The sequence below is a fragment of the Rhizobium sophorae genome, from assembly GCF_013087515.1.
GTDB lineage: Bacteria > Pseudomonadota > Alphaproteobacteria > Rhizobiales > Rhizobiaceae > Rhizobium > Rhizobium sophorae.
The window spans coordinates 17,762-30,011 of the sequence record NZ_JABFCN010000016.1; the positions used below are offsets into that span (position 1 = coordinate 17,762).

General features: G+C 60.9%; 10 protein-coding genes. 3 read left to right on the forward strand and 7 right to left on the reverse strand.

The genetic code is table 11. From position 1 onward, the window contains the following. Window positions 1–63: 63 nt before the first annotated feature. Entirely contained in the window at window positions 64–1,170 is a 1,107-nt protein-coding gene (locus tag G9X64_RS36985) for a methyl-accepting chemotaxis protein (RefSeq protein ID WP_168309702.1), read from the reverse strand. A gap of 346 nt (window positions 1,171–1,516) precedes the next feature. Here G9X64_RS36985 and G9X64_RS09540 point away from each other — a divergent pair, with 346 nt between their 5' ends. Both G9X64_RS09540 and G9X64_RS09545 read left to right on the forward strand, forming a co-directional pair. Further along, window positions 1,517–2,455: a DMT family transporter gene (locus G9X64_RS09540; protein WP_171376484.1), complete on the forward strand. Its 939-nt coding sequence runs from the start codon at window positions 1,517–1,519 to the stop codon at window positions 2,453–2,455. Between the two features lie 245 nt (window positions 2,456–2,700). Then, window positions 2,701–3,588, forward strand: coding sequence for a hypothetical protein (locus G9X64_RS09545; RefSeq protein WP_168309704.1), 888 nt, complete (start codon window positions 2,701–2,703; stop codon window positions 3,586–3,588). Here the strand turns inward: G9X64_RS09545 and G9X64_RS09550 are convergent, their stop codons facing one another. The 6 genes from G9X64_RS09550 to G9X64_RS09575 all read right to left on the reverse strand — a co-directional run bounded on the left by G9X64_RS09550 (window position 3,589) and on the right by G9X64_RS09575 (window position 11,073). Beyond that, complete coding sequence (locus G9X64_RS09550) at window positions 3,589–3,747, reverse strand: hypothetical protein (RefSeq protein WP_171376485.1); 159 nt, start codon at window positions 3,745–3,747, stop codon at window positions 3,589–3,591. Between the two features lie 97 nt (window positions 3,748–3,844). Next, window positions 3,845–4,036, reverse strand: coding sequence for a hypothetical protein (locus tag G9X64_RS09555; RefSeq protein ID WP_168309879.1), 192 nt, complete (start codon window positions 4,034–4,036; stop codon window positions 3,845–3,847). Window positions 4,037–4,167: 131 nt separating this feature from the next. Beyond that, window positions 4,168–5,070 (reverse strand): uracil-DNA glycosylase, encoded by a 903-nt coding sequence (locus G9X64_RS09560; protein WP_171376486.1) that lies wholly within the window; start codon window positions 5,068–5,070, stop codon window positions 4,168–4,170. 69 nt (window positions 5,071–5,139) lie between these two features. Continuing rightward, window positions 5,140–6,432 carry an Hsp70 family protein gene (locus G9X64_RS09565; RefSeq protein WP_171376487.1) on the reverse strand — a complete coding sequence of 431 codons (1,293 nt, stop codon included), beginning with the start codon at window positions 6,430–6,432 and terminating at the stop codon, window positions 5,140–5,142. Window positions 6,433–6,652: 220 nt separating this feature from the next. Next, entirely contained in the window at window positions 6,653–9,769 is a 3,117-nt protein-coding gene (locus tag G9X64_RS09570) for an efflux RND transporter permease subunit (protein WP_171376488.1), read from the reverse strand. After that, window positions 9,766–11,073 (reverse strand): efflux RND transporter periplasmic adaptor subunit, encoded by a 1,308-nt coding sequence (locus G9X64_RS09575; RefSeq protein ID WP_171376489.1) that lies wholly within the window; start codon window positions 11,071–11,073, stop codon window positions 9,766–9,768. The genes G9X64_RS09570 and G9X64_RS09575 overlap by 4 nt, the downstream gene beginning before the upstream one ends. A gap of 290 nt (window positions 11,074–11,363) precedes the next feature. On the opposite strand from G9X64_RS09575, the gene G9X64_RS09580 reads away from it, so the two are divergent. After that, complete coding sequence (locus G9X64_RS09580) at window positions 11,364–12,242, forward strand: phosphotransferase family protein (protein WP_168309710.1); 879 nt, start codon at window positions 11,364–11,366, stop codon at window positions 12,240–12,242. The last annotated feature ends 8 nt before the right edge of the window (window positions 12,243–12,250 follow it).

A 12,250-nucleotide genomic window follows, 5' to 3' on the forward strand; every position in this document is an offset into this window, starting at 1 on the left:
ACCAAGTTCGCGGGCAAAATATCTTATTGGCAACGCATGAACACGGCCGCGGGGAGAAGGGTGCTACTTCAGATTGAGGGCCGCCTTGATCGTCGCGTCGTTTTCCGTCTGCTGCACGACGACGCCGTACCAGCCGAGTCCGTCGTAATCCTCGTAGCCGAGGGTGCGCGCGAAGGCGACGATCGAGCCATTATTGTCGTAGTAGCTGCCTTTCGCCTGACCGGACGGATTGGCGAGGGCGAAATGGGAAAAGAGTAGGGCGGGATTGGTGGTAGCGATGACCCGGCTCTTGCCGTCGAGCAGCATGACCGTCGTTCTTTCCGCCAGTTGCGGTGGCAGGTTGGCCTCTTTCTCGACGATCGCCTGGCCCTGGTTCTGCCAGTCGAAATAGACGCCGAGCGTGCCGATCAGCCGCCCGTCGAGCTTGCCCTCTTCGCGGATGCCTGTGGCGTAAACGAGCGCATGCCTGGCGTCGTGCAGCGGGCTCGCTTTGACGTCGTCGACGATATAGGCGTCACCGGAGGAGCAGGCCGACGCCGCGCGGAACCACGGATCGCCGGCGAGGCTCGTGCTGACGATCTTGCGCTGGAACTTGGGATTGGCGGATGCGATCACCTTGCCCGAGAGATCGGTCATGACGAGATCGAGATAGACGGTGTAGAAGCGGTTGATGGCGCCGAGACGCTCCGCCGCAAAGGCGACGGTTTCCCGGCTCGGGTTCTGCAGCGCCTGCCAGAGCGCCGGGTCCGTCGCCCACCAGCGCACATCGGCCGTGCGTTCGAAGAGATTGCGGACGATGAGCTGCACCAGCGTCTGCGCCAGATCGGTCAGGCGAACGCCCTCCATCTCCTCGACCAGCGAATCGGCCATGGCTCGGCTGAGGCCGATGCGGCCAAGCACGTTGCTTTCGAACCTGCCGGTGATATCGGTCGCGATCTGCGCCAACCGCTGCACCTCGTTGGCAACGACGGCAAAGCCCTTTCCGGTCTCGCCGGCTCTGGCCGCCTCGATCAGCGCATTGATCGCCAGCAGCTTGATCTGCTTGACGATATGGGTGTTGTCGGCGCTGAAGCGCTCGAGGTCGGTGCTGATACCGTCGGTGACGACGCGCATGGACCGCGGTGTCGCATTCTGCGACTGGGCAATGGTTTCGGCGCTAAGCGGCTTCATCAAATGGGATCCTGGAAGGAACGGGCAATTGTTTGTGTGGTGAAGAAAATTTCGAGATCAGCGATAAAAACGATGCTTGCCTATGGTTTTCAATTGGTTAACGGCTAGCCCCGAGAGATGAACATTTTCGGGGTGAATGGCTCAAAACGGGAAATTTCACAGCGGTGGCGCATAAGCAGCACGGTTGAGCCTGCCACTGACGGCGTTTTTGTGATTCTCTCAAGTTGCTTGCGGTTTTTTCGCCAATCGGGCTTTTCTTTCGCTACGATGGAAGGCGTCACCTGCTGCGTTCCCGAGTCGAACGCGTCTCCCCGTTCCGGTTAAGTCAGTATCAAGAGCCAGGATCATGCACTCGGTTCTCAGAAACCCGATGAGAGGCATTACGCTGAAAGTCTCGTCGGTCGTGGTCTTCCTGGCCATGCAGACCTTCATCAAGCTGGCGGGCTCGGACATTCCGCCGGGTCAGGTCACCTTCTGCAGGTCGTTCTTCGCGCTTTTCCCGATCATGGCCTATCTGGCCTATAACAGGCAGTTGCGGGCTGCCTTCTACACGGCCAATCCAATCGGTCACCTGAAGCGCGGCACGATCGGCATCTTGTCGATGGCTTTCGGTTTCTACGGCCTGCTGCATCTGCCGCTGCCGGAGGCGATCGCGCTCGGCTACGCGTTGCCGCTCGTCGCCGTCATCTTCGCCGCCGTTTTTCTCGGCGAGGCCGTGCGCATCTATCGCTGGAGCGCCGTCCTGGTCGGCATCGTCGGCGTCGCCATCGTTTCCTGGCCGAAACTTACGCTGTTTCGCGATGGCGGCATGGAAGCAGAACAGGCCGTCGGCGCGCTCTGCGTGCTGTTCTCGGCCGTTCTCGGCGGCGTGGCGATGATCCAGGTGCGCCGCCTCGTCGAGGAAGAGAAGACGGCGACGATCGTGCTGTATTTCTCGATCACCGCCTCGGTGTTCTCGCTGGCTTCTCTTCCCTTCGGCTGGCTCATCCTGGCATGGCCGGCGGCGCTTTATCTGATCGCCGCCGGTTTCTGCGGCGGCGTGGCGCAGATCCTGCTGACGGAAAGTTACCGCCATGCCGACGTCTCCACAATCGCGCCGTTCGAATATACCTCGATCCTGCTCGGCGGCATCGTCGCCTACTTCGTCTTCGGCGACGTGCCGAGCGTGACCATGCTGATCGGCACCGTCATCGTCATCGCCGCCGGCATCTTCATTATTTATCGCGAGCATCAGCTGGGCATCGAGCAGAGAGAGGCGCGCAAGGCCACGACGCCGCAAGCCTGACGCCTCTAAGCGCATGTTATCAAGGTTTTAACGCGGGGATTGCGGTGGTTTGAAACTTGCGCTCAAAGAGTGAAAAGAATGGTGAATTCTTGGGATACCGCCGGTCTGCGGAATATGATTGTTGAACATGAGAGAGTATCATTTATTCCAAGCTGTGCATGTCTGAATGGCCGCTGATGCCGGAGGAGCTCTCGGGTGTCGTTGCTCCGAACGCTGGCCGGCGAGCGGAGGTGGAGAAGAGCATAATGGCATTCACAGCGGAGCAATTGGTGGGGAACTCTTCCTTTCTGATGAGCATTCGCTTTTTGGCCGGGCAGATGCGCGGCATGTTCGATGCCGGCCCGCGACTGGCGCGACTGCTCGCCTCCCATCAACGCTGGCTTCTGACTCAGACGGCCTATGCCCTCCACCTGGAATATGATCCGCGCGACCCGACGTCGGGTTTCACTGCCGTTCGGCTGACCGGGCGTATCACCGCAAACAAGGTGGCGAGCCGCAACACCGTGCTCGCCTTCATCGAAGAACTCTATACCTACCGCTTCATAACTCACACGCCCGGCGACGAGCGGCGGCGGCCACGTCATTTCGAACCGGCCGACGTTAGCCATCAGGGAATGTTTGCCTGGATTCACTCCAATCTCGCTGCGCTCGACCTGCTCGACGGCGGTCAAAGGGCAGCCTTTTTCCAAGCAAATCCATCACTGATGCGACTCATTCAGCCGCGTATTGCCCGCCATTGCCTCGAAGATGCCGCCTGGCGCGAACCGCCGGAGCAGGTGGCGCTGTTCCTCTGGACGGAAGCCGGCGGCCTCGTGGTCGACAACTTCATCGCCCGGATGGATGTGGCCCGGATGGATATGGAAAGCAGCGAGCCGGGGAGGTTGTCCGTCGGCCGCGTCGAAACCCGCGCGCTCGCTGCCGATTTCATGATGTCGCGCACCCATCTGCAGCGGCTGCTGGCAAAAGCGGCGCAGCGCGGCTGCGTCGGCTGGCATGACGAGCCGCGCAAGACGCACCTTTGGATATCGCGGGATTTCGTCGAGGAATATTGCGCCTGGCAGGCGGTCAAGTTCGCCTATGTCGACGAAGCCTTCGAATGGGCAAAGGCCCAGATCGAGGAAATGGCCGTTTGATCAGAGAACGATCGAGGCAGCGCCTGCGCCAATGCGCGTGCCGACATCGGCCGGCTTGACCGAAAGCTCGCGCTCATATTCCCGCGCGGCGCAGACCGCGACGCGGATGTGCTCGAAGGTTTCGATGTTACGCAGAAGCGATATCAGGATCGTCGACATATTGGGTACTCTTGACACGAAAGGGCAGGCGAAACGCCGGCCATGCTGCGCGTTTTTTCAGACACGCAAAGGAAGCTGCAACACTTTGAGTCTCTGCTCAATATTGCTGGAAGTCTGAAAAAATGGCGTTCGGGCGCGCCGTACGGCTGTTGATGCCGGTACCGCGGGCAATCATCTGTTCGTTCGTGGCAAAGCCGAAACGGCTGAAGCCCTGACTGCAACGAACCTGGTCGCCGGCGAGGCGAAGGGTTTCAAACCCGCTATGGATAGGACGAAAACGCTTGTTCATGGCCTTGGTTCCTGTGATTCCTCCCAAGACACAGCTGATATTGCGATGCAGCATAGATTCCGCAATGCATCACGGCGGGATACAGCTATGCGAAAAACGCATAGATTGATTCACGAATTATTCAACTTTGGCTAATTTCTAAGCAAAGAGAGGGACTTAAGCTTCGCCTGAAAAGCCAGCAGGTCATTCCAGGCCAGCCGCTTGTTTACAGGTGCGGTTAACAGATCCTGCGGATGCAGGCTGGCTATGGCAGGAATGACACAGTCCGCAGCGGCAATCTCCTTCCAACGGCCGCGCAACCCGTGAATCGTATCGTTTTCGCCGAAGAAGAAGCGCGCCGAAAAATTGCCGAGCAGCAGGATCGCCTTCGGTTCGGCAAGCGCGATCTGCCGCTCGATGAAGGGGCGGCAGATGTCCATTTCCGCCGCCGAGGGCGCACGATTGCCAGGTGGTCGCCAGGGGATGACCTGCGTCAACAGAACGCTCGAGCGCGTCAGCCCGATCGCCGCCAGCATCTTGTCGAACAGCTGACCGGATTTTCCGGAGAAGGGCAAACCCTCGCGATCGTCTTCGGCGCTCGGCGCCAAGCCGATCACCATGATCCCGCTTTCGGCATCGCCGCTGGCAAAGATGGTCGAGCGGGCGCTGTGCTTGAGGTTGCAGCCGTTGAAGGCTTCGATCGCGGTTTTGAGCTCGACGAGCGATCGCGCGGTTTCGGCGACGAAGCGCGCCTGTTGCACCGCCTCGCCATCCGGGATTGCCGGTTGCGGACCGGATGCTGCGCGTTCGGCAGGCGCTGGGCGTGCCGCTGCATTCGGGCGCACCTGTGCCTGACCTGGGGCAGGGCGTTCCCCAGCGGCGGGACGTTGCTGCTGCGCCTGTGCCGCCGCCGGACGGCGGGCGGCCTTCATCGCCTCGAATTCGGCGAAGCGGTCGATCGCCTCTTCTTCCAGCAGCCATTCCACACCGGCATCGGCATGGAAATGCAGAAGCGCTGCGAGCTCGGCTGGGGAAAGGTCGTTGGCGGAGATCATGCGGGCAAGCTTAGCGGAGTGACTCAGGCATTGAAAGGGCGGGCGGCCGATTGCCCGCCCTTGCCGGCTCTATTGCACAGTCCATTGCGCGATGTCGTCGCGTTCGCCGATCAGCGCCAGGCCATGGGCGATCGACAGCAGTTCGCCGCCGCTTTCGATCCGGTCGCGCTCGAAGCGTTCGGTAAAGGTGCGGCGCACCGCCGGCACGAAGGAGGTGCCGCCGGTCAGAAACACCTTGTCGATCTCCGCAGGCTTCGTCTCGGTCTTGTCGAGCACGTCATCGAGCGCGCCTTCGATACGGGCGAGATCAGCGGCGATCCAGCCTTCGAAGTCGCTCCGCTTGATGCTGCGATGTCCGCTGCGGCCAAGCGGCGCGAAATCGAAAGGCGCCTCTTCTGCGGCCGAGAGCGCCATCTTCGTCGCCGACACCGCCTGATAGAGCGGGTAGCCCTCATCATGGTCGATGAGGTCGATGAAGATTTCGAGCTTTTCCGGCTCCAGGCTGGTGCGCACCAGCTTCTTCAGATCCTCGAATTCGCGCGTCGTCTTAAAGATCGACAGCTGGTTCCAGCGGCCGAAGCTGGAATAGTAGTTGGACGGCACTTCGAGGATCTTGTCGAAGCTTTTGAAATGGCTGCCCTTGCCGATCAGCGGCGCGACGATGTTGTCGATCATCCTGTAGTCGAAATGATCGCCCGCGACGCCGACGCCGGAATGGCCGATCGGCGTTGCCGTCAGCTTGCCGGCGACGGTCTCGAAGCGGATCAGCGAATAGTCGGTGGTGCCGCCGCCGAAATCGGCGACCAGCACAGTGGCATCCTGCTTCAGGTTCTGCGCGAAATAGAAGGCGGCGGCAACCGGCTCGTAAACATAGTGGATTTCGGGAAAGCCGAAGCGCGACAGCGCCTCATTGTAGCGTTCGGTCGCCAGCGCCGGATCGGGGCTGGCGCCGGCAAAATGCACCGGCCGGCCGGTGACGATGCGGCTGACATCTGAAGGCCAGTGGTCGCCGGCATAGTTGCGCAGGCGCCGCACGAAGATCTCCATCAGATCTTCGAAATTATGCCGTTTGGCGAAAATCAGTGTGCCCTGGAACAGCGCGCTCGCCGCAAAGGTCTTGATCGACTGCAGAAAGCGACATTCGCCGGGATTGTCGATGAATTGACGGATCGCTGCATGGCCGGCCTCCACCTTCAACGCCGAAGCGCCGAGCTGCGCATCCTTCATGAAGGAAAGCGCCGTGCGCATGCTGTCTGTCGTACCCTCCGTGCTCGTGAACGCCATCGAGCGCGTCGCCCCGCCATCCGCCATGGCGAGAACCGTATTCGTCGTGCCGAAGTCGAAACCCAGCGCCTGAGCCATGCCCGCACCTCTTCATGCCGATTGTTATTGGAGACGGAGCATCGCTCCGCAAAAGGGCGTAAGCACGCCCCGAATTCAGGAGGGCGGGTGATGCCACAGGGGCGTGACACATTCAAGAGGAGCGGAAGTTGATGTGATCGCGGGCGCACTTCTTCTCCCGGTTAGAAGAAGAAGTGCGCCGCAAGGGTCAATCGGCAATGCCGAATTCAGAGGGCCGTCATCACTCGGCGGCCATTGCCCTTGCCTCTTCCAGCTCCGGCTCCACGACCTTCGTGTGGCCGATCAGACGGCCGAGGAAGTTTCCAAAGCGGTCCATCTCGACGAAGATGACCGGGGTGATGAAGAGCGTCAGCATCTGCGAGACGATCAGGCCGCCGACGACGGCGATGCCGAGCGGCTGGCGCAGTTCCGAACTTGCGCCGGTGCCGAGCGCGATCGGCAAGGCGCCGAGCAGGGCGCAGAAGGTCGTCATCATGATCGGCCGGAAGCGTCGCACGCAGGCCTCGTGGATCGCCACCGTCGCCTTTTCGCCGGTCGTGCGCATGGTCTCCACCGCCACGTCGATCATCATGATCGCGTTCTTCTTGACGATGCCGATCAGCATCAGCAGGCCGATAAGGGCGATGATCGACAGGTCGAAGCCCATGATATCAAGCGCCAGCAGCGCACCGAATGCCGCCGCAGGCAAACCGGAGAGGATGGTGAGCGGGTGGATGAAGCTCTCGTAGAGCACGCCGAGCACGACATAGATGGTCAGCACCGCCGCCAGGATGAGGTATGGCGTATTGCCCTGAGACTGCTCGAAGATCTGCGCTGTACCGCCATAGGAGGTGAAGACGTCGGCCGGCATGCTCATTTCCGTCTTGATCTGGTCGATTGCTGCCGTCGCGTCGCTGAGCGAGACGCCTTCCGGCAGGTTGAAGGAAACGGTGGTCGAGACCAGCTGGCCCGTCTGGTTGATTGTCACAGGGCCGACCGTGCGCTCGACATGCGCGAAGTTGGAAAGCGGCACGAGGCTGCCATTGGCCGAGGCGACACGGATCTCCGAGAGCTTCTGGTCGTCCCAGGGCTTGCTGGTGTCATATTCGACGATGACGTCGTAGCTGTCGCCGGTCGACTGGATTTCCGCCGCTGCATATCCGCTGAAGGATTCCTGCAGCGTCGTGCGCAGCGTGTCATTGTCGATCCCGTAGGCGGCTGCCCGCTCTGTATCGATGACGATATTGGCCTGCAGCGCGTTGTTCTGCGCGTCCGAGGTCACGTCGGTGAACAGCCGATCCTTGCGCATCGCCGCCTGGATCTTGCCGGCCCACAGGTTGGTCTGATCAGCACTCAGCGCCTGCACCACCAGCTGATACTGGCTGGCAGTCTGGCGGCCGCCGAAGCGCAGGCTCTGGTTCGGCGTCACGAAGGCCTGCAAGCCGGGGATCTTGTTGATCGCCGTGCGCAGTTCGCGCAGCGTCTGGTCAAGCGGCGGACGCTCCTTCTTGTCCTTGAGTTCGACGAACATAGAGCCGTTGTTCTGCGGCTTGTTGGGGTTGCCGCCGATCGTCGACATCACATGGTTGACCGCCGGGTTCGCTTTCACGACGGCTGCCGCCTGCTGCTGCAGCGCCGACATCGCGGAATAGGAAATGTCCTGCCGGGCCTGCGTGCTGATCGTCAGGCGGCCGATATCCTCCTGTGGGAAGAAGCTTGTCGGCAGCGTCATGAAGAAATAGATCGTCAGTGCCACCGAGGCGAGGAAAACGCCGAGGATCGTGGGGCGGTGGCGAAGGCACCAGCCGACAGCCCTGTCATAGCCGCGCAGCGTCCGTTCGAAGCCGGCATCGAAGATGCGGATGATGAGCGGCGGGCGGCTCTGGTGGTTGGACAGACGCGAGGCGAGCATCGGCGTCACGGTCAGCGAGACGATTGCCGAGGAGATGATCGCAATCGCAAACACCATGCCGAATTCGTTGAACACCCGGCCGACAACGCCGCCCATCAGCAGGATCGGGATGAAGACCGCGATCAACGAAACCGACATGGAAATGATGGTGTAGCTGACTTCGCCCGCACCCTTGATCGCCGCTTCCCGCACGGGCATGCCTTCCTCGACATGGCGCAGAATGTTCTCGAGCATGACGATGGCGTCATCCACCACGAGCCCCACCGCGAGCGTTAGCCCGAGCAGCGAGATGTTGTCGATACTGTAGCCCAGCACATACATCATGCCGAAGGTCGAGATCAGCGACAGCGGAACGGCAAGCCCGGGAATGATCGTTGCTGTCGCATGGCCGGTAAAGAGGTAGATGACGAGAACGACGAGGCCGATCGTCAGGAGCAGTGTGAACTTCACATCGGAGATGGCATCGCGAATCGGCTTTGCTGCGTCATTCATGACGACCGTGTTGACCGAGGGCGGGATTTCGGCGTGAAGCTGCGGCAGCTTGGCGTTGATCGCATCGACGACATCGACCGTATTGGCATCCGGCTGGCGCTGGATGGCGAGGATGATGCCGCGTTGGCCGTCATACCAGCTGCCGGTATATTGGTTCTCGACACTGTCTTGCACATCGGCAATATCGCCGAGGTGGATCGGCGCGCCGTTCGGATTGGCAATGACGAGCGAACGGAATTGTTCGGCACTGGTGCGCTGCGTGTTCGCCGTGATGGTCATGCTTTGCGAATTGTTCTGCAGCGTTCCCACAGGCTGCTGGCTGTTGGCGGCAGCAAGCGCCTTGTTGACGGTATCGATGCCTATGCCGCGGGTCAAAAGCTTGTTGGGATCGACCTCGACGCGCACGGCATAGGTCTGCGCACCGTAGACGCTGACCTGGGCAACGCCTGGAAGCGTCGAAAGCGACGGCGAGATGATGTTCTCGGCGATGTCGTCAAGCTTGCTGCGCGGCATGGTGTTGCTCTGCACCGAGAGCAGCATGACAGGCGCATCGGCCGGGTTCGTCTTGCGATAACTTGGCGGTGTCGTCAGATTGTCGGGCAGTTGCCGGGTCGCATGCGAGATCGCCGCCTGCACGTCGGCTGCGGCCGCGTCGATATCGCGGTTGAGGTCGAACTGCAGCACGATGCTGGTGCTGCCGAGCGAACTGGAGGCGCTGATTTCGGTGATCCCGGGAATGGTCTCGAACTGCTTGATCAGCGGTGTGGCAACCGAGGTCGCCATCGTCTGCGGCGAGGCACCGCTCAACTGTGCCGAAACGTTGATGGTGGGAAAGTCGACCTGCGGCAGGGCCGCGACGGGTACGAGCTGATAACCGGCAAGACCGGCCAGAATGACGCCGATCGCAAGCAGCGTCGTCGCGACGGGGCGCTGGATACAGAAATTCGGGATCATTGCTGAGCTCCCACCGCGATTGTCTCGGAGGGCTGCTGTTGCCGAGGCACTTCGGCGGAGGCGACATCAAGCGCCTTTTCGTCGAACTGCTCGTTGATCGCCTGCTGGTCGCTGAGCTGGCCCTGGCCCTCGACGACGACGTGATCGCCTGCCTGAAGACCCGATTCTATGGCGGTGAAGCCGCCATTTGCGCGGGCAACGGTAACGGCCGTCAGCTGCGATTTGCCGTCCTTGGCGACGAAGGCGAAGAAACCCTCCGGGCCGGGGCTGACGGCAACCGTTGGCACCACCACCTGCTGTTCGTCATTGTTGAAATGCACCACGATGTTGACCGACTGGCCGGGCCAGAGCGCGCCGGAGGCATTCTCGAATTTCGCCTTGGCGAGGATCGTGCCCGAGGCCGTATCGACCGTGTTGTCGTAGAAGCTGATCTCGCCTTTTCGCACTTGCCCCTTGGTGGAATTGGGGGCGGTGCTGACCTCGACCGGACCGCTTGCCAGAGCGCTCTTCAGCTCCCGCAGATAGCGCTCCTGAAGGTGAAATTTCACATAGATCGGATCGTATTTCGCGATGGTGACGATTGCCGCCCCCGCACTGAGAAAAGCGCCCTTGCTGACGGCGATATCGCCGAGCCGGCCATCGAAGGGAGCGCGGATATCGGTGTGCTCGAGCAAGATCTGATCGGAGGCAAGCGACGCCTTGTCGGCATCGACCGTGGCCGCAGCGGTATCGCGGGCGGCGACCGCCTGGTCGAGGCTCTGCTGGGTGCCGGCCTTCTGGTTGAAGAGGTCCTGCGCGCGCGTCAACGCGGTCTCGGCTTCCGAAAGGGTTGCCGCGTCTCGCACGATCATCGCATTGTCCTTGTCGACGGTCGCCTTGGCCGTCCGGTCGTCCAACTTGGCGATCAGGTCGCCGGCTTTGACGGTCGCCCCGTCCTGTGCATCGATGCTGACGATCAGGCCCTGTTCCTGGGCGGCAATGGTCGTATTGTCATCGGCATCGGCCCAGCCGGTCGCCGTCACATCCATCGGCAGCGTCGTTTTCACGGCTGCAACAGTCTTGACGACGGTTGGGCCGCCGCCGCCCCGTTTGCGGCCGCCGCCCTGATGTTGGCCACCGTCTTGCGCCGGATTGGCCTGCTGATCGGCCTGTGTCTGCTGCCCGCCGCCATTGCCGCCGGCCGGCTGCTTGATGAACTGCGAGAGGTAGGGAATTCGGGAGGCATAGGGGATCAGATTCCCGAATTGCCAGACGCCGGTGGCGGCAATTGCGATAACGCTGACGGTGATCCAAAATTTCTTCATGGGCGAGAACCGGTCTTGAGCAAGGTTGCAAAATTTATGCTCTGATTGAGCTGCTTATATTGCGGCGCAAAAAAGACATAATTCCCGGTGTGCGATCACTAAGTGGTTATAGCGGCTTAAAATTTTGTAATGAATATTCCGTAATATTCAAACTATACTAATATAGAGCCAGTGTAATCCGATGCCGTCCGACGACGGCGGCGAAGGCGGTTCACCGGGGCGACGATGCCGGCCCGTATGCCGTCCACCGCGCCGGAGGAACGCGCAAAAACCAGGGAAGGCAGGTCGTCATGACTGAGTTGGACGCCAGCGAGTTTCGCTCTCTCATAACAAGCATATTTCCTGAACTCACGGCCTCCGTCTTCAAGCTGGCGGCGAAGGGCTGGGATTCGCTTGCCGTCGACGTCGATGACACGCTGATCTTCAAGTTTCCGCGCCATTCAAGTGCGGAAAGAGCGCTTGTGAAGGAAGCCGCCTTGCTCGATATCGTTCGGCCGTCGCTGTCGATTGCGGTTCCCGACATGCGCATTCACGACGGGCCGCCGATCTTCTCCAGCCATGCCAAGCTCGACGGCGAACATCTCATTGCCGAAGATTACGATGCGCTTGGCGAAGGCGATCGTCAGCGCCTCGCGGAAGATCTTGCGCGTTTTTACGCCGAGTTGCATGTAGTCGATGCCGATCGCATACGATCGGCCGGTGCCGGGGCGATCCAGCCATGGCAATCGCCCGAGACGGTGCGAATAAAGGCTTTGCCGCTGCTGCTGCCTGACATCAGGAGCTTTGCGCAGGCCATTATTTCCGATTTCGAAGCCTTGCCGCCCGATCCCTACGGCAACATCTACGGCTTCTTCGATGGTCATGGCTGGAACATGGCCTTCGACCATGCGCAAAGGAAGCTCAACGGCATCTATGATTTCGCCGATTCAGGCTTTGGCCCGCTGCACCAGGAATTCATCTACTCGAACTTCATCTCGCCCGATCTGACCGCACGCATCGTATCGGCCTATGAAACGCTGACCGGACGCAGGCTCGATCGGCGGCGCATTTCGATCCTGACGGGTTTCCATCGTCTGTCCGAGCTCGCCGAACTGGCGGACGATCCGGCGAACGTCGAACAGATGATCCGAAGTGTGGCGACATGGGCGGCGGCCGCCCGCGTCGGCTGAGAGGGAAT